Raw genomic sequence first — 26148 nt, 5'->3', positions numbered from 1 at the left:
CGCTCTTCGCGGCTTTGATCTAGCCGGCCCGCAATTCCTAGAGGAACGGCACCGTAAAGTTGGGTCGATACGTATCCATAGTAGCGCCGTTGCGGTCTTCGGAGAGCAACGTATCCGAGCCGAAGCTTGCCCGCAGGCCAATTACATACTTGTGGATGTTCACGCTGCCCGAGGCTTCGGAGAAAGTCAGGTGATCCAGCTGGTAGCGCCCAAACACGGACCAAGGCGTGCCGGAAAACCGGTAGGTTGCCTGTAATGCCGCCGAGACCGTATCGAAGTGCGCGCCAAAGCCGGAGAGGCGCGAAAAGCCCAGCTCACCGTCGAAGCGCAGATCGTCCTGCGCGAAATAGCGCACCACGCCACGGCCGCCCCAATTGTCGAAATGTTCGGATTCGCCACTGGCCCGCAACTGCCCGTAGTAGACTTGGCCGTAAACTGTCACGTTGCCGAAATACGCTTGAGCTTCGGGACCCACCGTGAAGGTGTAGAGATCTTCATCGGCAATGTCGCCGCCAAATCCATTGATCGTGGCAAAGCCGCCGAGCGCATAGGAACTCGGATCGCGCCAGTAGCCATGGATCGCGCCGCCATAGTCATAGACGTTCGCGCCTTCGATCCAAAGCGAATCGATCACGGCGTCGGTCTGGATGTTCCAGCGGGCGTCGATCGGAAAATTGACCCGAACGGCACCTCCCGCGGTCGTGCCATCTGCATCGTCTCCGGGGGTCGCGAAATAAAGACCGCCGAGATAAACCTCCCCATAACCTGATATATGCGGCTGCGCGAGTTCCTGATCCAGAATAACCGGCTCATCCGCAGCGAAAGCCGAAGTTGCGGTTGCCGCGATCGCGGCGCTCAAAAGAAATCGATACATCATAGTCCCCAAGCAGCCAGAATTAACGCTTCGTATTTACCACTGCCACGTGATGTGGACCAGCTTCCGCAATATTGAAGGCAGCATAAGCCGTTGCTTTTCTAAGCATGTGAGGCATTGCTGCAACGTTTCCCGAAGTAGGAGCCGCGTGCCGGCAGCGACCCGTCGCTGGCGCTTCGGTGCCCTCTCCGGCCCTTTTCAGTCGGTGACGACGATCCGCGTGTTGCCGTAGCCGGCTTCCTTCACCATCGAATAGAAGGTCGCGGCATTGGCCGTGTGCAGGCGCACGCAGCCATGCGAGGCCGGCCGCCCGAGATACTTCACAGCGCCGGTGCCATGGATGGCGTAGCCGCCGCGGAAGAACACCGAATACGGCATCGGCGACATCTCGTATTTGCGCGAATACCACATCCGCGCCGTCCATTGCGGCCGGTAGTTGCCGCGCGGCGTGAAGTAGCCCCTGCGCGCCGTCGACACGCTCCAGCGGTAAAGCACCTGGCCGTATTTGCTGACGGTCATCGTCTGCGATGACACATCGATGTTGGCGACCAGCGCGGCCGCCCGACTTGCGATAGACGTGCCAAGCAAGGTGGTTGCCAGCACGGCTGCCATGAGAACGGACTTTTTCATGCGATCAAACCCCTTCGATTGCCCCTGCCCATCACGTGGTTTTTTTCCATCATTTTGCCGGCAGGTGCGTTAAGTACCACACACTCGTTGACGAAACCGCCAATCCGATGCGGCGAATTTGAACGATTTCCCGCCATAGTTGCCGGCGCGCCACGCACCCTCGACGGTTTAACCCGTGAGCCTGCCTCAATCATTGTCTGGCAACCGGCGAAAGGCAGCTTGCAAAAGCGCCGCGTTGCTTTTTCAATCCGCCGGATGAACGAACGACTCCTGCGGGCCGTCGATGATCGGGTCGACGACCTGGTCGCGCTGACCGCCGACCTGATCCGCTTTCCGACCGTCAATCCGCCCGGCGAGGCCTACCGGCCATGCGCCGAATATCTTGGCGCGCGCCTCAAGAAGTTGGGCTTCGAGACCGAATTCATCCGAGCCGAAGGCACACCCGGCGACACCGAGCGCTATCCGCGCGTCAATGTCGTGGCCCGGTTCGACGGCCACTCGCCCGGCGCTTGCGTGCATTTCAATTCGCATATCGACGTGGTCGAGGCCGGCGAAGGCTGGACCGTCGATCCCTTCGCCGGCCTGGTGAAGGACGGCAGGGTCTATGGCCGCGGCGCCTGCGACATGAAAGGTGGACTGGCGGCTTCCGTCATCGCCGCGGAAGCGTTCATGGAGATCTATCCCGACTTCCCCGGCGCCATCGAGATTTCAGGGACGGTCGACGAGGAGTCCGGCGGTTTCGGCGGGGTCGCGCATCTGGCGAAGCTCGGCTACTTCTCCAGGCCGAAGGTCGACCACATCATCATCCCCGAGCCGCTCAACAAGGACCGCATCTGCCTTGGCCATCGCGGCGTCTGGTGGGCGGAGATCGAGACCAAGGGCGAGATCGCGCACGGCTCGATGCCGTTCCTCGGCGACAATGCGGTGCGCCATATGGGCGCCGTTCTGCAGGCCTTCGAGGACGAGCTGTTTCCGGCGCTCGACCGGAAGGTGACGCGCATGCCGGTCGTGCCCGAGGGCGCCCGGCGCTCGACCATGAACATCAATTCCATCCATGGCGGCCAGACCGAGGACTTCCGGCCCGGGCTGCCCTCGCCCAACGTGCCGGATTCCTGCCGGCTGACCATCGACCGCCGCTTCCTGCTCGAGGAAGACCTCGCCACCGTAAAGGGCGAAGTCACCAGCATCCTCGAACGACTGAAGCGCGAGCGGAAGAAGTTCGATTACGAGATCCGCGACCTGATGGAGGTGCTGCCGCTGATGACTGAGCGCGACGCGCCGGTCGTCAAGGCCGTCGCGAAGGGCATCATGGAGATCTTCGACCGCGAGCCGGACTATGTGATTTCGCCCGGCACCTACGACCAGAAACACGTTGCCCGCATCGGGCATATCTACGACTGCATCGCCTACGGCCCCGGCATCCTCGATCTCGCCCACCGACCCGACGAATGGGTGGGCATCGCCGACATGGTGGAATCGGCCAAGGTGATGGCGATCGGCCTCAACGTGCTGCTGCGCGGCACGGCTGGTTGATCGGGAAAAACATTTCTCCTGGCGCTGCCCGTCAGCACGAAACGCAATTTACTCCCGCGCGAAATCACGCTTCTATCCGCCGGGCTTGACCGTTTGACCACATGGGGAGTTCGGCAATGAAACTGTGGAAGACCATTCTGGCCGCGGCCGTGCTTACTTTCGCTGCCGCCACGTCGGCATTTGCGGCGCGCACCGATCTCGTCATCGGCATTCCGCTCGAACCCCCGCATCTCGACCCGACCGCCGGCGCCGCCGCCGCGATCGACGAGGTTCTCTATGCCAATGTCTTCGAAGGCCTCACCCGCATCGGCCCGAACGGCGAGGTGCTGCCCGACCTTGCCGAAAGCTGGGCCATCTCCGATGACGGCAAGACCTACAGCTTCAAGCTGCACACCGGCGTGAAATTCCACGACGGCAGCGGCTTCAGCGCCGACGACGTGAAATTCTCGCTCGACCGCGCCCGCGCCGACAATTCGGTCAACGCGCAGAAAGGCCTGTTCGCGCAGATCGACAGGATCGACGTGGTCGATCCCGTCACTGTCAAGATCACGCTCAAGAACTCGCAAGGCTCCTTCCTCTACAACATGGGCTGGGGCGACGCGGTGATCGTGTCGCCGAAATCGGCCGACACCAACAAGGAAAAGCCGATCGGCACCGGCCCGTTCAAGTTCCAGAACTGGGCCAAGGGCTCGTCGATTACGCTGGTCAAATCGGACAACTATTGGGGCGCGCCGGTCTTCCTCGACAAGGTCGAGTTCCGTATCGTGCCGGACGCGGCCGCCGCCGTGCCGGCGCTGCTTTCCGGCGACATCCAGGCCTTCCCCTTCTTCGATCCGGACAGCGTCTCGCAGGTCAAGGGCGACCCGCGCTTCCATGTGGTGATCGGCTCGACCGAGGGCGAGACCATCCTGGCGATCAACAACAAGAAGCCGCCCTTCGACAAGCTGCAGGTCAGGCAGGCGATCTCCTTCGCGCTCGACCGCAAGGCGATCATCGACGGCGCCTCGGCGGGCCTCGGCGTGCCGATCGGCTCGCATATGTCGCCCGCCAACAAGGATTATGTCGACCTTACCGGCCTCTACCCGCATAATATCGACAAGGCCAAGGAACTGCTGAAGGAGGCCGGTCTCGAAAAAGGCTTCAAGGCGACGCTGAAGCTGCCGCCGCCTTCCTATGCGCGGCTTGGCGGCGAGATCATAGCCTCCGAGCTGCGCGAGATCGGCATCGACTTGGAGATCGTGCCCGTGGAATGGGCCCAGTGGCTGGATCAGGTCTTCACCAAGAAGGACTACGACCTCACCATCGTCTCCCACACCGAGCCCAATGACCTCGGTATCTATTCGCGCAAGGACTATTACTTCAACTACGACAATCCTGCCTTCGACACGATCATCGCCAAGCTCAACCTGACCTCGGACGAGACCAAGCGGAAAGAGCTGCTGGGAGAGGCGCAGAAGATCCTCGCCGACGACGCCGTGGTCGGCTTCCTCTACGAGCTGCCGAAGGTCGGTGTCTGGGACGCCAAGCTGCAGGGCCTGTGGGAGAACGCGCCGATCCAGGCCAACGACCTCACCAAGGTGAAGTGGACGGAGTGACGGCTGGCGCGATCGCCTGATCGCCTGCCATGACCGCCTACCTGCTCAAGCGCCTCATCATCGCGGCCGTCACGCTGGTGCTGGCCTCGATGGTGGTGTTTGCGGTGATGGAGATCCTGCCCGGCGACCCGGCACGCCTGATGCTCGGCTTCAACGCCAGCGCCGACCAGGTCGAGTTACTGCGCAACCAGATGGGGCTGAACGCGCCGTTTGTCCTGCGTTACCTGCACTGGGCAAGCGGGCTGCTCAGTCTCGATTTTGGCCGCTCCTACACTTATTCGGTGCCCGTCATCGATCTCGTGCGTGAGCGCGTCGTCGTCTCCCTGCCGCTGGCGCTGATCGCGCTGGCGCTGTCGACGGCCATCGCCATTCCGGTCGGGGTGTTTTCCGCCGGCCGCCAAGGCCGGGCCGGCGATGCGCTTGCCATGGGCGCCGCCCAGCTCGGCGTCGCCGTGCCGAACTTCTGGTTCGCGCTGATGCTGATCTATCTCTTCGCCGTCTGGCTGCGGCTGGTGCCGGCCGGCGGTTTTCCCGGCTGGAGCGCCGGTGCCTGGCCGGCGGTGAAATCGCTGCTGCTGCCGGCCGTCGCGCTGGCCTTGCCGCAAGCGGCGATCCTGGCGCGCGTCGCCCGCTCGGCGCTGATCGAGGTGCTGAACGAGGACTATATCCGCACCGCCCGCGCCAAGGGCCTGCCTTACCGCGCGGTGCTGTGGCGCCACGCCTTGCGCAACGCCATGATCCCGGTGCTCACCATCCTCGGACTGCAATTCGCCTTCCTGCTCGCCGGCACCATTATCATCGAGAATGTCTTCTATTTGCCGGGGCTCGGCCGACTGGTGCTCCAGGCCATCAACCAACGCGACCTGATCGTCGTCGAAAGCATCGTCATGCTGCTCGTCGCCGCCGTTATCGCCGTCAACCTGCTTGTCGACTTCTCCTATGCCGTCGTCGATCCGCGGCTAAGGGGCCGGCAATGACGATGCGCGTCGACCTGCCTGAGGAAACCCTTGCCGGCGTTCTGGCCAAGGCCTTCGGCAACCGCTCTTTCCTAATTGGCTTCGCCATCACGCTCCTGGTGGCGGCAGTCGCTATCCTCTCTTTCATCTGGACGCCCTATGACGTGACCAGGCTGGTGATCGCCGACAAGACGCAGGCACCTTCGCCGGCACACTGGTTCGGCACCGACCATTTCGGCCGCGACATCTTGTCGATGATCATGGTCGGCGCCCGCAACTCGATCGCCGTGGCGCTGGTGGCGGTCGGCATCGGCATGGGTGTCGGCGTGCCGCTCGGCGCCTTCGCTGCCGCGCGCGGCAGCCTTGCCGACGAGGCGCTGATGCGCGTCAACGATCTCGTCTTCGCCTTCCCGGCGCTGCTGTCGGCGATCATGATCACCGCCATCTTCGGCCCCGGCGCCGTCAACGCCATTATCGCCATCGGCATCTTCAACATACCGGTCTTCGCCCGTGTCGCCCGCGCCGGCGCGCTAGCGATCTGGCCGCGCGAATTCATTCTTGCGGCGCGCGCCGCCGGCAAAGGCATGACGCAGATCTCGGTCGAGCACATCCTGCCCAACATCGCCACGCTGCTGCTCGTCCAGGGCACGATCCAGTTCGCGCTTGGCATCCTGGCCGAAGCCGGCCTCTCTTACGTTGGCCTGGGCGCGCAGCCGCCAATGCCGAGCTGGGGCCGCATGCTGTTCGACGCCCAGACCCGCATGGTGACGGCGCCCTGGATGGCGATCTTTCCAGGCATGGCGATCGTCATCACCGTGCTCGGGCTCAACCTGCTCGGCGACGGCATCGCCGACATCCTCGACCCGAAATCGCGGCGGCGCCGATGAGCCTGCTCGAAATCGAGAACCTGTCGCTGGCCATCGGCGAGACGCCGATCCTCAAAGACGTCGACCTCGCCATCGCGCCCAGCGAAGTGGTCGGCCTGGTCGGCGAATCTGGCTCCGGCAAGTCGATGACGGCGCTGACCGTGATGCGGCTGCTGCCGCATCTGGCGCGTACCAATGGGCGTGTCACCTTCGACGGCATCGACATCCTCGGCGCGAGCGAGGACCAGATGTGCGCGCTGCGCGGCGACGACATCGGCATGGTCTTCCAGGAGCCGATGACGGCACTCAATCCCGTCAAGACGATCGGCGAGCAGGTGGCCGAAGGCATTCGCTGGCACACGAAGGCGGGCCGCGCGGAGGCCGAGGAACGCGCGCGAAAAATGCTCGACCGCGTTGGCTTGCCGGAAGCGAAATTCCCTCTCTCGCGCTACCCGCATGAACTGTCCGGCGGCCAGCGCCAGCGCGTCGTCATCGCCATTGCCTGCGCGCTGAAGCCGAAGCTCTTGATCGCCGACGAGCCGACGACGGCGCTCGACGTGGTGCTGCAGGCGCAGATCCTCGATCTGCTGCGCGACCTCGTCGCCGAAAACCGCATGGGCTTGCTCCTCATCTCGCACGACCTCGCGGTGGTGACCGAAATGGCCGACCGCCTGACCATCCTGCGCCGTGGCGAGGTGATGGGAGCCGGCGATACCGCGCGCACGCTGTCGGACCAGTTCCACCCCTACACGCGCGAGCTGGCGCTGGCCTCGATGCATGTGCCGGCGCGCCCCAAAACCCACCTTGCCGGCTCGGCAAAGCCGCTGCTCGAGGTCGAAAGCGTCAGCCGGGATTATCCGGGTCGACGCAAATCCTTGTTCCGACCGGCAGAGCCGATCCGCGCCGTCAACGATGTCTCGCTGACTATCGAGCCCGCCCAGTCGGTGGCGCTCGTCGGCCGCTCCGGCTGCGGCAAGTCGACGCTTGCCCGCATGATCCTGGCGCTGGACAAACCGACGGCCGGCGCGATCCGCTTTCGCGGCGAGACCATCACCGGCAAGGCGGAAGCCGAGCTGAAGCCGGCGCGCCGCGACATGCAGGTGGTGTTCCAGGATCCGTACGGCTCCTTCGACCCGCGCCAGAAGGTCGAGAAACTGGTGGCCGAGCCGCTGCATCTTCTGGAGAAGCAGCCGGCCAGGGCCGAGCGCCGCGAGATGGTCGCGCATGCGCTCGACGAAGTCGGGCTCGGCCCGAGCGACATGGACAAGTACCCGCACGAATTCTCGGGCGGACAGCGCCAGCGCCTGTCGATCGCCCGCGCCATCATCACCCGCCCGAAGCTGGTGGTCGCCGACGAGCCGGTTTCGGCGCTGGATGTCTCGATCCGCGCCCAGATCCTCGACCTCTTCGCCGAGCTCAACCAGAAGCTCGGCATCGCCTACCTCTTCATCACGCACGACCTGACAGTTGCCCGCGCCATGTCCGACGAGGTGCTGGTCATGCACGAGGGCAAAATCGTCGAACGCGGCAGGACCGCAGACGTGCTCGACAATCCGCGATCGGAAGCGGCACAGGCGCTAGTGTCCGCGGCGCCCGACCTTCACCGCGCGATCGCGCGGCGCCTGCAGGAACAGGGATAAGCGGCCCTTTCAGCCATCCGGCTACACCACATCGACAGGGCTGATGTCGAGCAGGTCGAGCGTGCGGCGCAGCAGCTTGACCTCACTCTCGGCCAGTTTCGCGTCTGCCTTGGCGATCTCCGCCATGTGGCGCGCGAGCAGCTTGCGCCGCTCGACGTCGAGGTCACGGAACAGGGCGATCGCCTGCGAGCCGTTGGTCTCGTAGCCATAGTCGTTGAGGTATTCGATGACGCTGTCGATCGAGGCTTCGGGAATGCCGAAGGCTTCCTTGCAGATGCGCCGGAAGGCGACCATCTCGCTCTCCGAGACCGAGCCGTCCGCCAGGATCATGCGGAACAGCATCAAAAGCTCCGCCGACAGCACCGGATCGTCCGCGACCTTGCGCACGCCCGGGTCGCCGTCGAAGATCGAGCGTATCTGGTCGAGCAGCGCCATCGCCATAAGCCTCTCCTTGCGATTCTGTTGAGATTGTTAGCGTGGAATCGGTCTTGCGCAAACTGGGCGGGCATGATGGAAGCTGCAGCTCCCTCCCGTGACTGCACCCTCGATGATCGATCTTACCCTGCAGACCGCCCTCATGCTCACTGCTGCCGCTTTCGCGGCGGGCTTCGTCGATTCGATCGCCGGCGGCGGCGGCCTGATCACCATCCCGGCGCTGCTTCTGGCCGGCTTCTCGCCGGTCGCGGCATTGGGCACCAACAAGCTTCAGGGGATGTTCGGCTCCGGCTCGGCCACCATCCATTATGCCGCGAAAGGCCAGGTCGATCTGCGCCGCCAGCTCCCTTCAGCGCTGCTGGCGCTGATCGGAAGCGCGGCCGGCGCCCTGTTGGCGACGGTCGTGCCCGGCGATTTCCTGCGCGCGCTCCTGCCTGTTCTCCTGATCGCGATCGCTCTCTACTTTGCGCTCAAGCCCAACATGAACGATGTCGACCGCGCCGAACGGCTGTCGCCTTTCCTGTTCGGCCTCGTCATTCCACCGCTGGTCGGCTTCTATGACGGCCTCTTCGGCCCCGGCGCCGGCTCCTTCTACATGCTAGCCTTTGTCAGCCTTGCCGGCTACGGCGTGCTCAAGGCCACCGCGCACACCAAGCTGCTCAACTTCGCCTCCAACATCGGCGGCTTCGCCATCTTCGCCGCGGTCGGCGTTATCGACTGGAAGATTGGTTTGATCATGGGCATAGCGCAGTTCCTCGGCGCCCGTGTGGGCGCAAGCCTCGCCATCAGGATCGGCGCGAAACTGATTAAACCGCTGCTGGTTGTCGTCTGCCTGGCGTTGGCAGCCAAGCTGCTTGCCGACCCGGCCAATCCCTTGCGCCAGCTCATTGGTGTGTGACCGCGCTGCTGATAGAATTCGTGCGTGCGAATCATGTTGGAGGGAACCGGACATGAATCTCAGTGCACCTACCCAGATCGTGTTCATTATTTCGTTGGTCATCGCCATCATCGGCCTTCTCGCCGCTCTTGGCCTTCTTGCGTTTATTCCTCTTGCCGCGGTGTGGATTGTCCTCATCGCCTATATCGTGCTTGCCGCAGGCTGCCTGATGCGCGGTGCCTGAAAGCAATTCCAGGAAAAGTGTGTAACGGTTTTCCGTTCGGAATTGCGTAAACCGCTTTAGCCGATCTCTGGCAACTCGAAGCGCCCGGCCCCGCCGGGCGCTTTTGATTTGAGGGCATGGTCTGCTAGGCTCGGCTGATGTCCGACGAGACAGAGCGCCATCGGCAAGACGATCGGTCCCCGGCCCTCCATTTCGAGATGGTCCGGCGCAAGCCCGCCGCCGCGCTCGCGGGCAGTGTCACCGATGTCTGCGGCTACCGCGAGCTATGGCCCGGCCATTTCCGCATCGTCGAATATGCCTCGCTGACCGTGCCGCTGGTGATCAGCTTCGCGGATGCCTTCGCGATCGGGCTTGGCCGCGACCCAGGCGACAACGACCGTTTCGCCAGCTTCGCCGCCGGCCTCTATGCCGGTCCTGTCGTGATCGAATCCTTCGGCGGCTGCTGCTGCGTCCAGGTCAATTTCACGCCGCTCGGCGCAAGGCAATTTTTCGGCGTGCCGATGAGCGAATTGCGGGACCGCATGGTCGGCCTGGACGATGCGCTGGGCTTCGAGGGCATCGCATTGTGCGAGCAGCTTGGCGAAGCGCCAGATTGGGACACGCGCTTTGCCATTGCCGAAGCTTTCGTGACCAGCCGGCTTGCGAAAGCCATAGAGCTTTCGCCCGAAGTCGCCTGGGCTTACGGGACGGTCCTCGCCACCGGCGGCCGAACCCGGATTTCGGCGCTTGCCGAAGAACTCGGCTGGAGCCGCAAGCATCTCGCGGCAAAATTCTCCGACGCGATCGGCATCGGGCCGAAGACATTGTCGCGTATCGTGCGCTTCAATCGCGCGCTTTCCCTATCGAAGCGGCAGGAAGACGACTGGGTAGGCATCGCCGCCGATTGCGGCTATGCCGATCAGGCGCATCTGGTGCGCGAGTTTCGTCAGCTCGCCGGCGAAACACCGACCGCGCTGGCTTAGCCCCTGCCCTGCAGGTAACATTTCTTCAAGACGCTGGACCACTTTTGCCTGAGACTGGCTTCCATCAAATCACCAGGGAGTTTGTCATGCCCACGGCAACCGAAGCACCCCGCATCTATCCCGCCTTGCGCTACACGAACGCGTCCAAGATGATCGACTGGCTCTGCGACGCCTTCGGCTTCGAGGTCCGCGCCCGCTACGGCGAAGGCGACATCGTCCATCACGCCGAGCTGACCTTCGGCTCGTCGATGATCATGCTGGGCACGGTCCGCGACGATGATTACGGCAAGATGGTCGGCGAGCCGGGCGGCCGTGGCGGCAAGTCTATCTACATCGCCGTCAATGACGCCGATGCCGCCTATGCCAGGGCGAAAAATGCGGGCGCCAAGATCATCCAGGAGCTGGTCGACCGCGATTACGGCAGCCGCGAGTTCATCTGCCTCGATCCGGAAGGCAATGTCTGGTCCTTCGGCACCTATTGGCCGAAGGCTGGGGAGAAGGCTTGAACCTCAGCGCTTACGCTTGAGGTTGGCCGACGCCTTTCGAACATCGTCATCCTTGGGCGTAGCGACGCGAAGCGGAGCGCAGACCCAAGGATCCATGCCGTGACCTTGGCCGAGGAGTGCATCGGAGCAGAATTCTGCGCATGGATCCTCGGGTCTGCGCCGCGTCGCTTCGCTCCTTGCTTCGCCCGTGGATGACGACCCGATGAGCGTTTTCGCCAATCTCAAACGTGGTCGGCAGAAGGACCTAGCGCGCCAGTGCGAAAATCGCGTCGCAGTCGAGATGCGTCTCCAGTTCGGCCGCGACCTCGTCCAGCGCCTTCTCGACCTCGGCGCGGTAATCGATGCCGCCGCCGCTGACGCCCAGGCTCGCAAGATACGCGGCGCGAAAGGCGTCGGCGGAGAACAGCCCGTGCAGGTAGGTGCCGATCACCTTGCCGTCGGCGGAAACCGCGCCGTCCTCGACGCCGTTGATGATCGCCGACGGCCGCGCCGTGTCCGGACCGGTGGTGCGGCCGAGATGGATTTCGTAGCCATCGAGCGGCAGCCCGAACTGCATCGATCGCGCGCTTGAATTGCGCACCGTTTTTTCCGGCGCCATCACCGTTTCGATATCGAGCAGGCCGAGGCCTTCAGTCTCGGTGATGCTGCCTTCGATGCCGTCGGGATCGCGCACCACGCGGCCGAGCATCTGATAACCGCCGCAGATACCGACGACATGGCCGCCGCGCCTGCGATGTGCGGCGAGGTCCCGATACCAGCCATTCTCCCGGAATTTTATGAGATCGCCGATCGTCGACTTCGAGCCTGGGATCACCACCAGGCCAGCATCCTCCGGCAACGGCTTGCCCGGCGGCACGAACACCACCTCGACCTGCGGCTCGGCCTTGAGCGGATCGAGATCGTCGAAATTGGCGATACGCGCCAGCATCGGCACCGCAACCTTCAGCGCCCGCTTCTCGCCGGTGGCGAGACGCTCGAGCGCGACCGAATCCTCCGACGGCAGCCGACCGGCCGCCTTCAGCCACGGCACCACGCCGAAGCAGCGCCAGCCGGTGAATTTTTCGATCGCGCTTATGCCGTCGTCGAACAGCGAGACGTCGCCGCGGAACTTGTTGATGAGATAGCCTGCGATCATGCACCGGTCTTCCTCCGGCAGGATCAGATGCGTGCCGGCGACCGAAGCGATGACGCCGCCGCGGTCGATATCGCCGACCAGGATCACCGGCACGTCGGCGCGCGTCGCAAAGCCCATATTAGCGATGTCGCGGCTGCGGAGATTGATCTCGGCAGGCGAGCCCGCGCCCTCGACAATCACGAGATCGGCGCCCTCCCCGACCTTCGCCCAGGAATCCAGCACCGCGTCCATCAGCTTGGCCTTCATCGCCTGATAGTCGCGCGCCCGCGCCTCGCCGAACACCTTGCCCTGCACCACGACTTGCGAGCCGATGTCGCTCTGCGGCTTGAGCAGCACCGGGTTCATGTGCACGGTCGGCCGAACCCCGCAGGCCAGCGCCTGCAGCCATTGCCCGCGGCCGATCTCGCCGCTGCCGGCCCCATTGTCGCCGGGGATATCGGCGACGGCGGCATTGTTCGACATGTTTTGCGGTTTGAACGGCCTGACCTTCAAACCGCGTTTTCTCGCCGCGCGGCAAAGCCCCGCCACGAGTACGGTCTTGCCGACATCGGAGCCGGTGCCTTGCAGCATGATCGCTTTTGCCATCAGCCCATGCCCTCCGAGCCGATGGTCGACTTCTGCGCCAGCGGTCCGCCGCGCCAAATATAAAGCGCCATCAGTGGCTCCTCGCCGGTGCGCATCGCATGGTTGACGTTGGACGCATGACGAACGACCTCGCCGGCCGCGCGAACCTGAAAGCCGCCCTCGCCCATTCGCCACTCCGCGCCGCCGGTCAGCGGAATATAGATCTCTTCGGCAATGTGGTGATGGTCGGGATAGACGATGCCGGGCCCAAGGATCAGCAGACCGGCCGCGACCTCGTCATTGATGAAATGGCCGCGCGTACCGAACACCTCAAGCCAGCCGTAATTGTCGATAAAGGTCTGGCCGAAATCGGCGGCCGTATAGGTCTGTCCCCAGCGCAATTCGTCTCGATGGTCGGCCACGAACTGCGCCAGCGGCCTGGCATCCTGCGGCGCAATTTCCGCGATGCGATCGAGACGACGCAGGCAGCCGAGTGGATGCGGTTCGAGCGAACGAGAGGGCATGTCCCAATCGATGCGCGCGACCGCGTCCACGACCAGATCGCTATCGACGCTGGCGAGATAGCCGCGGAACCGGTCAAGCAACTGATCGAAGACTGTCGGCACGCAGAGCTCCGTTGATCATTCCATGCACAGCCGCTCCGCGGAGGGCCGGGTTGCGCGGCGGCATCATTGGTCTAGATTGGACGGCGCGCAAAGCCAAAAACGACAGGCCAGAAGGTCTGAACGACAGGGAGCACGCCATGGACGCGGCAGTCGATGCGGGCACTGGCCAATTCGAACTCACCGAGGAGCAGCGCGCCATCCAGGAGATGGCTGAGGCCTTTGCGGCCGACCGCGTCGCGCCGAACGCGCTCGACTGGGACCGGGCAAAGCACTTTCCCGCCGATGTGATCCGCGAGACGGGGCCGCTCGGTCTCGGCGGCATCTATGTCAAGGACGATGTCGGCGGTTCAGCGCTCGGCCGCCTCGATGCGGTGCTGATCTTCGAGGCGTTGGCGCGCGCCGACCCTGCCTTCTCCTCCTTCATCTCCATTCACAACATGGCGGCCTCGATGATCGATCGTTTCGGCAGCGACGAGCAGCGCCGGCGCTTCCTGCCGCAATTGACGTCGATGGAATGGCTGGCGAGCTATTGCCTGACCGAGCCTGGCTCCGGCTCCGATGCGGCAGCCTTGAAGACCCGAGCAGTGAAGAGCGGCAGAGACTATGTCTTGAACGGCGCCAAGCAGTTCATCTCCGGCGCCGGCGACAGCGATCTCTATGTCGTGATGGCGCGCACCGGCGGCGACGGGCCGAAAGGCATCTCGACCTTCGTCGTGTCCAAGGATGCGCCGGGCCTCTCCTTCGGCGCCAACGAGCACAAGATGGGCTGGCACATGCAGTCGACCCGCCAGGTCATCTTCGAGGACTGCAAGGTGCCGGCCGAGAACCTGCTTGCCGCCGAAGGCGCCGGCTTCGGCATCGCCATGGCCGGGCTCGATGGCGGCCGGCTCAACATCGCCGCCTGCTCGCTCGGCGGCGCGCAGTCGGCGCTCGACAAGGCGCTGGCCTACACGGCCGAGCGCAAGGCCTTCGGCACCAAGATCAACCAGTTCCAAGCGCTGCAGTTCAGGCTGGCCGACATGGAAACGGAACTGCAGGCGGCCCGCATCTTCCTCTACGCCGCCGCCTCGAAGCTCGACCGCAAGGCGCCGGACGCCGGCAAATGGTCGGCGATGGCCAAGCGCTTCGTCACCGATGTCGGCTTCGATGTCGCCAATGAGGCGCTGCAACTCCATGGCGGCTATGGCTATCTGCATGACTACGGCATCGAGAAGCTGGTGCGCGACCTGCGCGTCCACCAAATTCTCGAAGGCACCAACGAGATCATGCGTGTCATCATCGCTCGCGCGCTGATCGGACGCTGACGGCAAATATTCTGGAGAACAACGATGGCAACCATCGCCTTCATCGGCTTGGGCAATATGGGCAATCCAATGGCAGCAAACCTGGTCAAGGCGGGCCATGCCGTGCTCGGCTTCGATCTCGTGCCCGAGAACTTGACCGTAGCAAAAGAGCACGGCGTCACCGTCATGGCCAATGCCGTCGCAGCCGTGAAGGACGCCGATGTGGTCATTACCATGCTTCCCGCCGGCAAGCATGTGCTGTCGGTCTACGGGGACATCGCGCCCAAGGCGAAAAAGGGCGCGCTGTTCATCGATTCCTCGACCATCGATGTCGAATCGGCGCGCAAGGCCCACGCGATTGCAATCAAGCATGGCTTGCCGTCGATCGACGCGCCCGTCTCTGGCGGCACCGGCGGCGCCGCCGCTGGCACGCTCACCTTCATGGCCGGCGGCTCGGACGCGGCTTTCGCCGCCGCCGAGCCGATCCTGAAGCCGATGGCCGGCCGCATCGTTCATTGCGGCGGCGACGGCGCCGGCCAGGCCGCCAAGATCTGCAACAACATGATCCTCGGCATCTCGATGATCGGTGTCGCCGAAGCCTTCGTGCTCGCCGAGAAGCTCGGTCTCTCGCACCAGGCGCTCTTCGACGTCGCCTCCACCTCGTCGGGTCAATGCTGGTCGCTCACCACCTACTGCCCAGTGCCCGGACCCGTTCCGGCATCGCCCGCCAACCACGACTACAAGCCGGGATTTGCCGCGGCGCTGATGCTGAAGGACCTGAAACTGTCGCAGGAAGCCGCGCAAGGCGCCGGCGCCGTGACGCCTCTGGGCGCCGAGGCGACGCAGCTCTACGCGTTGTTCAACGCGCAGGGCAATGCCGGCGCCGATTTTTCCGGCATTATTAATTTCCTGCGCGGCGATAAAAACTAAGCGACTGCTTTAAAAGGATTATTAGCATATTTTTTCGGCGAAAGCCGGCAAATTTAGATTTGCTTAAGCTCTCGATAACGCACCGGTAACGATGTGCCTTTAAAACGGACTGCGAGGCGGACATCGCAACCGCCCGGCGCTCCGGATCAGGTCTCGCGTACCGGAGCCCGTAAGTTTCGCAAGTCTCTTGTAGCGAAGCGCCATGCGTATCTGGCAAAGCCGCGTTCCCGTTGGGACGCGGTTTTTGCGTTTACGCGACCATGATCCAAGCGTGACGGGTCGGTCGCCGGACATATCGCCAAACGAATGCCCGGCGACCCGCCTCGCTCAGCGCTTCCGCAAATCCGCCTCGGCAAGGTCGAGCGCCTTGGCGATGCGCTCGCAGGCCATGTCGATGGTGTCGCGCGTCCAGATCAGCGGCGGCGACAGGATCATCGTGTCGCCGGTGGCGCGCAGCATCATGCCCTGCGAGATCGCGTGGTCGCGCACGACGACCGCAGCGCTTCCCGACGGCAGGTAACGCTCCTTGGTCGCCTTGTCCTTGACGATCTCGATCGCCCCCATCAGGCCGATCGAACGCACCTCGCCGACCAGCCTGTGACCGGCGATGCGTTCCTGCAGCGCCTGCGCGAAATAGGGGCCGGTGTCGGTCCTGACGCGGTCGACCAGGCCTTCCCGTTCGATGATCTCGAGGTTCTTCAAAGCCACCGCGCAGGCCACCGGATGACCGGAATAGGTGTAGCCGTGGTAGAACTCGCCGCCCTTCTCGACCAGCGTCCTGCTGATGCGGTCGCCGACCAGCAGCGCCGACAGCGGCTGGTAGCCGGAGGTCAGCGCCTTGGCGGTGGTGATGGTGTCGGGCTCGACGTCGAACGTCTGCGCCGCGAACCACTCGCCGGTGCGGCCGTAGCCGGTGATCACCTCGTCCAGCATCAGCAGCACATCGTATTTGCGGCAGATGCGCTGCACCTCCGGCCAGTAGCTCATCGGCGGGATTTTCACCCCTCCGGCGCCCATCACCGGCTCGCCGATGAAGGCGGCGACCTTGTCGGCGCCGCCTTCAAGGATCGCATCCTCCACCGCCTTCGCCGCGCGGATGCCGAAATCATGGTCGCTTTCGCCCGGCAGCGCCAGCTCATAGGCATATGGCATCATCACATGGACGATGTTGGGCACCGCGCCGCCGAGTTGCTTGTGCATCGGCTCCATGCCGCCGAGCGAGGTGCCGGCGATGGTCGAGCCGTGATAGCCCATCTTGCGCGAAATGATCCGGTTCTTCTCCGGCTTGCCTTCCAGCGCCCAGTAGTGGCGCACGAGCCTGAGCGCCGTGTCGTTGGCCTCCGAGCCGGACGAGCCGTAGAAGACCTGGCCGACATGCTTCGGCGCCAGCTCCGCCAGCTTCTTCGACAGCAGCACCGGCGTCGGCGTCGAGCATTTGAAGAAGGAGTTGTAGTAAGGCAGCTCCTTCATCTGGGCATAGGCGGCGTCCGCAAGCTCGTCGCGGCCATAGCCGACATTGACGCACCAGAGGCCCGCCATGCCGTCGAGGATCTCCGATCCTTCCGAATCGTAGATGAACGGGCCGTCGGCGCGGGTGATGATGCGCGAGCCGATCTCTCGCAGTTCCTTGTGGTCGGTGAAGGGATGAAGGTGATGCGCGGCATCGATCTGCTGAAGCTGCTTCAGCGAATAGTTCTGATAGGTCATGGATTTGATCTTTCCTCTTGAACCAATCCGGCAGGAGCCGGGGCGGATTCGTCAGAGGAAGCGGGGCGGCGAGTAGCCGATGCGGGCGCAGAGCCGCAAAAGCTCGGCACGCAGCGTGCGCGGTGACGGCGTCACCGCGACCCCGAAGGCGCCAGAAGTGCTGATGCGGACCATGGCAGGCAGCTTATGCTGCCTGATGCCCCGAATTCAAGCCGTGCCGCGTTTTCAGTCGAGCACCGGATTGTCCGAAAACCGGCTTCCACTTTTCGGTCCAGTGCTCAGCGCCCGCTGCAGAAAGACATAGCGCATCGCCGTTTGCGCCGCTTGCGGCCGCCGATCGCCGCGCCCGCCGTGACCGCCCTCCGTTTCCTCGAAGAACAGCGTCCGGGCATGACCGGCAGCCTGCAGCCGCGCCGCCATCTTGCGCGCATGGCCGGGATGGACGCGGTCGTCGGCGGTCGAGGTCATCAGCAGCACCGGCGGATAGGCGGCATCGGCCGCGACATGCTGATAGGGCGAATAGGAAGCGAGCCAGGCGGCATCCTCCGGCTTCGACGGGTCGCCATATTCGGCGATCCAGGACGCGCCGGGCGGCAGATCGGTGTAGCGGAGCATGTCGAGCAGCGGCACGTCGATGATGACAGCGCCGAACAGCCCCGGCCGCTGCGTCAGCGACACGCCGGTGAGCAGGCCGCCATTCGAGCCGCCCTGAATGCCGAGCTGCGCCGCCGTGGTGATGCCGCGCCTGACCACATCCTCGGCCACCGCCGCGAAATCGTCGAAGGCCTTCTGGCGCTTGCCCTTGAGCGCGGCCTGGTGCCAGGCGGGGCCGAATTCGCCGCCGCCGCGGATGTTGGCCTGCACATAGGCGTTGCCCCTCTCCAGCCAGAGCCTGCCGCGGATGCCGGCATAACCCGGCAAGAGCGGCACTTCGAAACCACCATAGCCGTAGAGCAGCGCCGGCACCGGCCCTTCCTGGTCGCGCCGTCGTACGACGAAATAAGGGATCATCGTGCCGTCCTTCGAGCGCGCCTCGAACTGCTCCGAGACATAGGGCGAGGCGTCGAAGCGGGCCGGCTGCGATTTCGCCGTTTTAACCGTCACACCATCATCGTCCGACCAGATGATCGAGCTCGGCGTCAGGAAGTCGGTGAAGGAGAAGGAGACGCTTGAGCCGAAATGCTCGGCATGGCTGATGCCGACATTGCCATTGCCAGGCAGGCCGACCGGCTTCAGCGACCAGCCCTTGTCGGTGCGATCGCAAACGACCACCTTGCCGCGCACATTGTCCATCAGGTTGATGAACAGCCGGTCCTGCGTCCTGGCGAGACCCGCAATGGAAACGCGGCGCTCCGGTTTGAGCAGCGTCTCGATCGGTTCGAACGTGCCGGTTTCAATCCAACGGTCGAAATCGACGGAGTAGAGCCCGTCGGGCAGGCAGCGCGTGCCGTCGGGCGCCGTCCACGGGCTGCGCACGCCGAAGACGAGCTGTCCCTTGAAGATCGCCGTGTCGGTGGCATCGTCGGGCAGCGGAACACGCCGGTTCTCGCCCGAAGGGAGCCGCAGGAAGCTGTGCGAGGTGAAGAAGTCGATCGTCTTGCCAAGCAGAACATGCCGCTTGTCGCCGTCGAACTCCACGCCGCCGCCGACCGCGAGGTGATGCTTCTCGCCTTCGAAGATCGGCTCAGCATCCTCAAGCCTCGTGCCGCGCCGCCAGAGCTTGATAACGCGCGGATAGCCTGACTGTGTCTTGTCTTCTTCCGCGAAAGCCGCCGAGACGATCACCGTGTCCTTGTCCAGCCAGGAAAAGCCCGACTTCGAGGCCGGCGCACGAAAGCCGTCCGCGACGAAGGACTTCGTCACAATGTCGAACTCGCGCATCTCGCTGGCGTCGCCGCCGTCGGGCGACATGGAGAGCAGGCAGCGGTCGAAATCCGGATAGAGCCGGCTCGCCCCGCCGAACACCCATTTCACGCCCTCCTTTGCCGAGAGCTGGTCGAAGTCGATGATTGTTTCCCACTCCGGCTTTTCGGTCTTGTAGGAGGCGACCGTCGTGCGGCGCCAGAGACCCAGCGCATTGGTCTTGTCCTGCCAGAAATTATAGACATGGCCGGCAAGCGCGGCCCCCACCGGAATGTTGTCCTCGGCGGTCATCAGGTCGAGCGCGGTCTCGAATGCCGCCCGGTAGGAAGGATCGCCCTGCAGTTCGCCGACCGTCAAGGCATTCTGGCGATGAACCCATTCGAGCGCTTCCTTGCTGTTGCGGTCTTCCAGCCAGAGAAAGCGATCTTCGGCGGATGAACCTGGCTGCTTCTGTGCGATCGACTTGGTCATGGAGTCTCCGAAAAATTCGTCACGCTCGGTGCCACAAACATTGGCACGACGCTACCGACATTCAATTGGAACACGTAAATGCGAATGGTCGAATCGCTATGGTAAGGCTCTCGGCATGGACTGCGAGGAACCTCATGCAACGTCTGTACATTGCAACTGAGAAGTTTGATCCATCCCACGGCACGGGATGGGGCGAGTACATAGAGTGGTCGGGCCTCACCCAATTGACAGAGGTGGTCTCACTCGACGGCATCCTCTGTCCGACGGCACTTGCGGAGATAAGGGCTAGCTACTGGCCCCACATCGTGAACGAAGACTTCATGCTGAATTTCTTCGTGGATCTGGAGTTCCTGCTTTCGGAATTGACCGATACGAGCAAGCTCAACATCCTTGGCGTGATCCGAAGGCCTTCGGCAGACGTGCGCTCGTTCGGTTGGGAAGGGTTCACCTTCATGGGCTATGATCTGCTCGACAAGGATGTCGACATCAGTGCATTGACCAATTGCGGCGGCTTCCCCGACGTGTTTGCAAACGCAGAACTATCCCCTGTCGGGCTGATAGATGACTTTGATCGCGCTGTGGAGATTCGAGATTTGCTGTACAAAACACATCCCGAGGAACGGCACGCCGACTGTGACGTGTGGGCAATCTTCAGACGACAAGACAAGTAAGCGGTTACCTCACACCATCCGCCGTCGCGCAACGGTCGCCACCGCCAGCGCCAGGCAGATCGCGCCGAGCGTGACCGGCAGGCCGGACGCGCCGATCACATCCATGACACCGCCGGTAAGCGGCGCGACGAGGATGCCGCCGACGCCCCACATCAGCGAGAAGGTTGCATTGCCGGCGACCAGCGTCGAGCCGCTGAAGCGCTCGCCGAGCTCGATGATCGACATCGTATAGATGCCGTAGGACACCGCGCCCCAGATAAAGACGCAGGGCCAGATCAGCGGCGTCTCGATCAGCACCGGCAGCAGCACGCAGCCGAGGATCGTCACCGACACGCAGCCGAAGCGCACCAGGCGCGCCGTCAGCCGCTCCGCCAGCAGGCCGAGCGGCACCTGCATGGCGATGTTGCCGGCAATCATCATCGACAGCAGCGCCGACATGCGCGCCTCGGGAATGCCGTAGTGGGTGCCGTAGACGGGAAGCAGCGCCAGCACCGCTTGCTCGAAGCCGGCGGCCACGACGACCGTCGACAGTAGCAGCCAGGCCATCGGCATGAAACCCAACACCGAAACCCCGTGCCCGGCCTCGTCGACCCTGGGCAGGCGTCGAAGCACCAGCGCCAGGCAGGCGCCGCAAAAGACGAAGGCGAAGATGCCGACGAGAAACGGCGCCCAGCCTTCGGTGCCGACGGCAAGCAGGCAGAGGGGCCCGGCGGCGAAGCCGGCCGAAATGATCGTCGAATAGACGCCCATGACGCGGCCACGCCGCGACGGCGGCGCCAGCGCGATCACCCAGATTTCGCTGAGCACATAAAGCGGATTGGTGACCACGCCGATCAGGAAGCGCAGCGGGAACCAGAGATAGACGTCTTGCGTCCAGCCGATCAGCGCCAGCACCAGAGCGGAGAGCACAGCGCAGGTGAGCGCCGTGCGCCCTGCCCCGAACCGGCGCGCCAGCCCCGGGATCAGCGGCGAGGACAGGATGAAGCCGACCGGCGTCATCGCCGCCGACAGGCCGATCACAGCCGGCGACACGCCCTGGCGCTGCAGGATGAAGCTCAGCAGCGGATAGGAAAGCCCTTGCGCGATGGCGAAGACGGAAACGGTCGCGATCACGCCTGTGATCGCAGCCCACTGCACCGTCTCGCCGCTTCCTGAGTCCGCCAGAGCCATCATCCCTGCTCCAATCGCTCGAGGCTTATCCGTTGTGGGCGATGGCCGTAAGGCCCACCGCCGGCGAAAGCGCATGCTCCAGCCAATACCTGTCAGGAGCGCGGGCGCTGCGAAGAACGGCCACCAGCAGCGCGTGCAGTCCAGCAATCGCCCGGGTAGGAGCGGTGATTTGGCGAGCCAACCGTCTGCCCCTCCGTCATGTCGCTTCCCTCGCCCTAGTGGTCGCCGCCTCCTTACCGGCAGCATTGCCGCCGGTCCATTATGCCGGCCACTTTCAGATCCTGACGAGGCTTCTCATGACTGCCGCCCTTCATCCCGCCGAACCGGCATTGGCAACCGATCGCGCCCGCCGCGGCGGGCGCGCCGGAAAGCGTGCCGGTGGATCGGCCGCCTTCGAGCAGCCGCCGTTCCGGCAGTTGAAGAACCCGTTGACGCCGACGAAGCTGGTGTCCGACGACGAGCTGGAATCGATCCATGTCGCCTCGCTGCGGGTGCTGAGGGAAATCGGCGTCGACGTTCTGCATGACGAAGCCCGGCGCATCATGAAGGCGCATGGCGCCGACGTGCGCGAAGGCAGCGAGCGCGTGCGCTTCGACAGCGACATGATCCTCGAGCTCGTCGCGCACTGCCCGCCGGAATTCACGCTGCACGCCCGCAATCCGGCGCATAATCTGCGCTTCGGCGGCAACAACGTCATCCTTTCGATGATGGCCTCGGCGCCCAATTGCTCCGACCTCGATCGCGGCCGGCGGCCCGGCAACCAGGCCGACTACCGCAACTTCCTGCGCCTGGCGCAGATGCACAACATCCTGCAATGCACCGGCGGCTATCCGGTCGAGCCGATCGACATCCATCCTTCGGTCCGGCATCTGGAATGCATCCGCGATCTCGCCATGCTGACCGACAAGGTCTTCCACATCTATTCGCTCGGCAAGGAACGCAACGTCGACGGCATCGAGATCGCCCGCATCGCGCGCGGCGTCAGCCGCGAGCAACTCATGGAAGAGCCGTCGGTCTTCACCATCATCAACACCAATTCACCGCTCAAGCTCGACGTGCCGATGATGGAAGGCATCATCCAGATGTCGAGCATGGGCCAGGCTGTGATCGTGACGCCGTTCACGCTCTCCGGCGCCATGGCCCCCGTCACCGTCGCCGGCGCGCTGGTGCAGCAGAACGCCGAGGCGCTTTCCGGCATCGCCTTCGCGCAGATGGTGAAGAAGGGCGCGCCGGTCGGCTATGGCGGCTTCACCTCCAATGTCGACATGAAGTCGGGCGCGCCGGCCTTCGGCACGCCAGAATACATGAAGGCGCAGCTCGTCGGCGGCCAGCTTGCCCGCCGCTATCGAATCCCCTACCGCACTTCGAACACCTGCGCCGCCAACACGGTCGACGCGCAGGCCGCCTATGAAAGCGTGTTCTCGCTCTGGGGCGCGATCCAGGGCGGCGGCAATCTGATGATGCACGGTGCCGGCTGGCTGGAAGGCGGCCTGCGCTGCTCTTACGAAAAGACCATCCTCGACATCGACCTTTTGCAGATGGTGGCGGAATTCCTCACCCCGCTCGATCTGTCGGAGGACGCCCTCGGCTTCAACGCCATCCAGTCGGTCGGCCCGGGCGGGCATTTCTTTGGTACCCAGCACACGCAGGAACGCTACAAGACCGCCTTCTACTCGCCGATCGTCTCCGATTGGCGCAATTTCGAGACCTGGGCCGAGGCCGGCTCGCCGACGGCGCTGGAGCGGACGAACAAGGTGTGGAAGGAGCGCCTTGCTTCCTACGAGGAGCCCTACATGGATCCGGCCATCCGCGAGGAACTCAACGACTTCGTCGAGAAGCGCCGTGCCGAAGGCGGCGCGCCGACCGACTTCTGATCATCCGTATTCATTTGATGAACAGTAGACCCCCACTCCGTCGAGCTTCGCTTGCCGCGCTTGATGGCAGGCCGGCCGAAAACATCGCTGTATCCGATCTCCGCTTTGTCTTCACGCCACGCTCACTCGATTCACTCTCCCAAAAAACGGACCTATCTTCATGAAATCCCACGCAAAAGCGGTTGTCATCGGCGGCGGTGTCGTCGGCTGCTCGGTGCTCTACCATCTCGCCAAGGCCGGTTGGACCGACATCGTGCTGATCGAGCGTTCGGAGCTGACCTCCGGCTCATCCTGGCACGCGGCGGGCGGCTTCCATACTTTGAACGGCGACCCCAACGTCGCCAAGCTGCAGGCCTACACGGTGCAGCTCTACAAGGAGATCGAGGAGCTTTCCGGCCAGTCCTGCTCGCTGCATTTGACCGGCGGCGTGATGATGGCCGACACGCCCGAGCGCATGGACTTCCTGCGGCTGGCTCACGCCAAGGGCCGCTATCTCGGCATGGACACCGAGCTGATCACGCCTTCGGAAGCGAAGGCGATGTTCCCGCTGATGGATGAGACCAATTTTGTCGGCGCCATGTGGGATCCGGTCGAGGGCCATCTCGATCCGTCGGGCACGACGCACGCTTATGCCAAGGCCGCGCGAAAACTCGGCGCCGAGATCGTGTTGCGCAACCGCGTCGTCGAGCTGACGCAGGAGGTCGACGGCACCTGGAACGTCGTCACCGAGCAAGGCACGGTGAAGGCAGAGCATGTCGTCAACTGCGGCGGGCTGTGGGCGCGCGAGATCGGCCGCATGGTCGGCGTCGAGCTGCCGGTGCTGGCGATGGAGCATATGTACCTGCTCACTGAGCCGATGCCGGAGGTCGAGGAATTCAACAAGTCGACCGGCCGCGAGATGATCGGCGTGCTCGACTTCAAGGGCGAGATCTACACCCGCCAAGAGCGCAACGGCATCTTGCTCGGCACCTATGAGAAGGCCTGCAAGCCGTGGTCGCCGGTCAACACGCCGTGGGATTTCGGCCATGAATTGCTGCAGCCCGACATCGACCGCATCGCGCCGTCGCTAGAGATCGGCTTCAAGCATTTCCCGGGCATCGAGAAGGCCGGAATCAGGCAGATCATCAACGGTCCTTTCACCTTCGCGCTCGACGGCAATCCGCTGGTCGGCCCGGTGCAGGGCCTGACCAATTTCTGGTGCGCCTGCGCCGTCATGGCCGGCTTCAGCCAAGGCGGCGGCGTCGGCCTCGCGCTCTCCAACTGGATGGTCCACGGCGATCCCGGCTTCGACGTCTGGGGCATGGATGTCGCCCGCTTCGGCGAATGGGCGACGCTGCGCTACACCAACGCCAAGGTGCGCGAGAACTATTCGCGGCGCTTCTCGATTCGCTTCCCGAACGAGGAGCTGCCGGCCGCGCGGCCCGCGCAGACGACGCCGCTCTACGACACCATGCTCGCCAACAACGCCGTCATGGGTGACTCGTGGGGCCTCGAAACCCCGCTCTGGTTCGCGCCGAAGGGCATGGAGCCGAAGGACATCGTCTCTTTCCACCGCTCGAACGATTTCGGTCCGATCGGCGAGGAAGTACGCGCCACGCGTGAGCGGGTCGGTGTCACCGAGATCGCCAACTTCGCCAAATACGAGGTGTCGGGGCCGGCGGCCGAGGATTTCCTCACCCGGCTGATGACCAACCGTATGCCGAATACCGGTCGCATCGTGCTGACCCCCATGGTCAACGAATTCGGCAAGCTGATCGGCGACTTCACCATCGCCAAGACCGGTGAGGACCGCTTCATGATCTGGGGCTCGTCGGCGGCGCAGAAATATCATATGCGCTGGTTCGAGAAGCATCTGCCGAAGGATGGTTCGGTGCGCATCCACCGCTTCGACCAGACGCTGGTCGGGCTGTCCATCGCCGGGCCGAGCGCGCGGGATTTGCTCCAGAAACTGGTCGACGTCGACGTCTCGACCAAGGCCTTCCGCTTCATGGACTTCCGCGAGATGGCGGTCGGCGGCGCGCCCTGCATGGTCAACCGCATCACCTATACCGGCGACCTGGGTTATGAGATGTGGATGGCGCCCGCCTATCAGCGTCTCGTCTACAGGGCGATCAAGGAAGCCGGCGAGGAATTCGGTCTGGTCGATTTCGGCATGCGCGCGCTGCTGTCGATGCGTCTGGAAAAGAATTTTCCGACCTGGTTTCGCGAGTTGCGGCCGATCTACGGTCCTTTCGAAGGCTCGATGGACCGCTTCATCAAGCTGGAGAAGAACGACTTCATCGGCCGCGAAGCGTCAGCCAAGGAGCAGGCGCAAGGGCCGAAGCTGCGCCGCGTCTCCTTCATCGTCGATGCGGCGGATGCCGACGTGATGGGCGACGAGCCGATCTGGGCCAAGGTCAGCAAGGACTACGGCACGGTGGAAAAGCTGCATGGGTATGGCGCGCCGCGCTTCGATGAGACCGGCAAGGAAGTGCGTGGCTCCAAGGCCGCCGAAGGCGCTTCCGCCGTGCGCGGCATCGTCGACGGCGAGTGGCGCGTCGTCGGCTGGGTCACCTCGGGCGGCTATGCGCATTACGTGCAGAAGTCGATGGCGCAGGGCTATGTGCCGGCAGCCCTCGCGGAAGACGAGAGCGCCGGCCTGTTCGAGATCGAGATCCTCGGTCGCCGCCGTCCGGCCCGCATCAATGTCGAGCCGCCCTTCGACCCGAGCGGCGAGAAGATGCGAGCATAAAGCAA

The 26148-nt window shown here is 63.9% G+C and carries 23 protein-coding genes; 14 read left to right on the top strand and 9 right to left on the bottom strand.

Annotated features, from left to right (window positions below):
- Positions 1-37: 37 nt before the first annotated feature.
- A complete protein-coding gene (locus tag EH240_RS24125) occupies positions 38-874 on the bottom strand; it encodes a hypothetical protein (RefSeq protein WP_125003287.1) in 837 nt (278 codons plus the stop codon).
- Between the two features lie 198 nt (positions 875-1072).
- On the bottom strand, positions 1073-1504 hold the full coding sequence (locus EH240_RS24120; RefSeq protein ID WP_125003285.1) for a L,D-transpeptidase: 432 nt from the start codon (positions 1502-1504) through the stop codon (positions 1073-1075).
- A gap of 255 nt (positions 1505-1759) precedes the next feature.
- On the opposite strand from EH240_RS24120, the gene EH240_RS24115 reads away from it, so the two are divergent.
- The 5 genes from EH240_RS24115 (at position 1760) to EH240_RS24095 (ending at position 8094) form a co-directional block, all read left to right on the top strand.
- Positions 1760-3037 carry an acetylornithine deacetylase/succinyl-diaminopimelate desuccinylase family protein gene (locus tag EH240_RS24115; RefSeq protein ID WP_125003283.1) on the top strand — a complete coding sequence of 426 codons (1278 nt, stop codon included), beginning with the start codon at positions 1760-1762 and terminating at the stop codon, positions 3035-3037.
- Positions 3038-3153: 116 nt separating this feature from the next.
- Positions 3154-4632 carry an ABC transporter substrate-binding protein gene (locus tag EH240_RS24110; protein ID WP_125003281.1) on the top strand — a complete coding sequence of 493 codons (1479 nt, stop codon included), beginning with the start codon at positions 3154-3156 and terminating at the stop codon, positions 4630-4632.
- Between the two features lie 29 nt (positions 4633-4661).
- Positions 4662-5609: an ABC transporter permease gene (locus EH240_RS24105; protein WP_125003279.1), complete on the top strand. Its 948-nt coding sequence runs from the start codon at positions 4662-4664 to the stop codon at positions 5607-5609.
- Entirely contained in the window at positions 5606-6475 is an 870-nt protein-coding gene (locus EH240_RS24100) for an ABC transporter permease (protein ID WP_125003277.1), read from the top strand. The genes EH240_RS24105 and EH240_RS24100 overlap by 4 nt, the downstream gene beginning before the upstream one ends.
- Positions 6472-8094 (top strand): ABC transporter ATP-binding protein, encoded by a 1623-nt coding sequence (locus EH240_RS24095; protein WP_125003275.1) that lies wholly within the window; start codon positions 6472-6474, stop codon positions 8092-8094. The genes EH240_RS24100 and EH240_RS24095 overlap by 4 nt, the downstream gene beginning before the upstream one ends.
- Before the next feature lie 21 nt (positions 8095-8115).
- Here the strand turns inward: EH240_RS24095 and EH240_RS24090 are convergent, their stop codons facing one another.
- Positions 8116-8535, bottom strand: a complete 420-nt coding sequence (locus EH240_RS24090; RefSeq protein ID WP_125003273.1) for a TerB family tellurite resistance protein — start codon at positions 8533-8535, stop codon at positions 8116-8118.
- A gap of 106 nt (positions 8536-8641) precedes the next feature.
- Between EH240_RS24090 and EH240_RS24085 the strand changes: the two genes are divergently transcribed.
- From EH240_RS24085 to EH240_RS24070, 4 genes are all read left to right on the top strand, one after another.
- Positions 8642-9427, top strand: coding sequence for a TSUP family transporter (locus EH240_RS24085; RefSeq protein ID WP_125003271.1), 786 nt, complete (start codon positions 8642-8644; stop codon positions 9425-9427).
- 52 nt (positions 9428-9479) lie between these two features.
- Positions 9480-9650 carry a hypothetical protein gene (locus EH240_RS24080; protein WP_125003269.1) on the top strand — a complete coding sequence of 57 codons (171 nt, stop codon included), beginning with the start codon at positions 9480-9482 and terminating at the stop codon, positions 9648-9650.
- 137 nt (positions 9651-9787) lie between these two features.
- Complete coding sequence (locus EH240_RS24075) at positions 9788-10612, top strand: helix-turn-helix domain-containing protein (protein WP_125003267.1); 825 nt, start codon at positions 9788-9790, stop codon at positions 10610-10612.
- A gap of 86 nt (positions 10613-10698) precedes the next feature.
- Positions 10699-11118, top strand: a complete 420-nt coding sequence (locus EH240_RS24070) for a VOC family protein (RefSeq protein WP_125003265.1) — start codon at positions 10699-10701, stop codon at positions 11116-11118.
- Positions 11119-11362: 244 nt separating this feature from the next.
- Here the strand turns inward: EH240_RS24070 and EH240_RS24065 are convergent, their stop codons facing one another.
- Together EH240_RS24065 and EH240_RS24060 are read right to left on the bottom strand one after the other, a co-directional pair.
- Positions 11363-12838 carry a cobyric acid synthase gene (locus EH240_RS24065; protein ID WP_125003263.1) on the bottom strand — a complete coding sequence of 492 codons (1476 nt, stop codon included), beginning with the start codon at positions 12836-12838 and terminating at the stop codon, positions 11363-11365.
- On the bottom strand, positions 12838-13443 hold the full coding sequence (locus EH240_RS24060) for a dimethylsulfonioproprionate lyase family protein (RefSeq protein WP_125003260.1): 606 nt from the start codon (positions 13441-13443) through the stop codon (positions 12838-12840). The genes EH240_RS24065 and EH240_RS24060 overlap by 1 nt, the downstream gene beginning before the upstream one ends.
- A gap of 137 nt (positions 13444-13580) precedes the next feature.
- Between EH240_RS24060 and EH240_RS24055 the strand changes: the two genes are divergently transcribed.
- Positions 13581-14747: an isobutyryl-CoA dehydrogenase gene (locus EH240_RS24055; RefSeq protein ID WP_125003258.1), complete on the top strand. Its 1167-nt coding sequence runs from the start codon at positions 13581-13583 to the stop codon at positions 14745-14747.
- A gap of 24 nt (positions 14748-14771) precedes the next feature.
- Positions 14772-15656, top strand: a complete 885-nt coding sequence (mmsB, locus tag EH240_RS24050; protein ID WP_125003256.1) for a 3-hydroxyisobutyrate dehydrogenase — start codon at positions 14772-14774, stop codon at positions 15654-15656.
- Between the two features lie 327 nt (positions 15657-15983).
- On the opposite strand, the gene EH240_RS24045 is transcribed toward mmsB, so the two are convergent.
- From EH240_RS24045 to EH240_RS24035, 3 genes are read right to left on the bottom strand one after another with little or no spacing between them, the layout of a single operon-like run.
- Positions 15984-17363, bottom strand: coding sequence for an aspartate aminotransferase family protein (locus tag EH240_RS24045; protein ID WP_125003254.1), 1380 nt, complete (start codon positions 17361-17363; stop codon positions 15984-15986).
- Between the two features lie 51 nt (positions 17364-17414).
- Positions 17415-17537, bottom strand: coding sequence for a capsid protein (locus EH240_RS24040; protein ID WP_066999731.1), 123 nt, complete (start codon positions 17535-17537; stop codon positions 17415-17417).
- A 51-nt stretch (positions 17538-17588) separates the two neighbouring features.
- Positions 17589-19697 (bottom strand): prolyl oligopeptidase family serine peptidase, encoded by a 2109-nt coding sequence (locus EH240_RS24035; RefSeq protein ID WP_125003251.1) that lies wholly within the window; start codon positions 19695-19697, stop codon positions 17589-17591.
- Positions 19698-19831: 134 nt separating this feature from the next.
- Here EH240_RS24035 and EH240_RS24030 point away from each other — a divergent pair, with 134 nt between their 5' ends.
- Positions 19832-20368, top strand: coding sequence for a hypothetical protein (locus EH240_RS24030; protein ID WP_125003249.1), 537 nt, complete (start codon positions 19832-19834; stop codon positions 20366-20368).
- Between the two features lie 9 nt (positions 20369-20377).
- On the opposite strand, the gene EH240_RS24025 is transcribed toward EH240_RS24030, so the two are convergent.
- Positions 20378-21538 (bottom strand): MFS transporter, encoded by a 1161-nt coding sequence (locus EH240_RS24025; RefSeq protein WP_125003247.1) that lies wholly within the window; start codon positions 21536-21538, stop codon positions 20378-20380.
- A gap of 296 nt (positions 21539-21834) precedes the next feature.
- On the opposite strand from EH240_RS24025, the gene EH240_RS24020 reads away from it, so the two are divergent.
- Together EH240_RS24020 and EH240_RS24010 are read left to right on the top strand one after the other, a co-directional pair.
- Positions 21835-23412 carry a trimethylamine methyltransferase family protein gene (locus tag EH240_RS24020; protein WP_125003245.1) on the top strand — a complete coding sequence of 526 codons (1578 nt, stop codon included), beginning with the start codon at positions 21835-21837 and terminating at the stop codon, positions 23410-23412.
- 160 nt (positions 23413-23572) lie between these two features.
- The gene (locus EH240_RS24010; protein ID WP_125003243.1) at positions 23573-26143 is read left to right on the top strand and encodes a GcvT family protein; all 2571 of its coding nucleotides are present in this window, start codon (positions 23573-23575) and stop codon (positions 26141-26143) included.
- Positions 26144-26148: the final 5 nt, after the last annotated feature.

The sequence above is a fragment of the Mesorhizobium tamadayense genome (assembly GCF_003863365.1).
In the GTDB taxonomy this organism is placed as follows: Bacteria; Pseudomonadota; Alphaproteobacteria; order Rhizobiales; family Rhizobiaceae; genus Mesorhizobium; species Mesorhizobium tamadayense.
The sequence above is the reverse complement of the archived record's forward strand: the minus strand, read 5'-3'. Positions and strand labels throughout refer to the sequence as shown.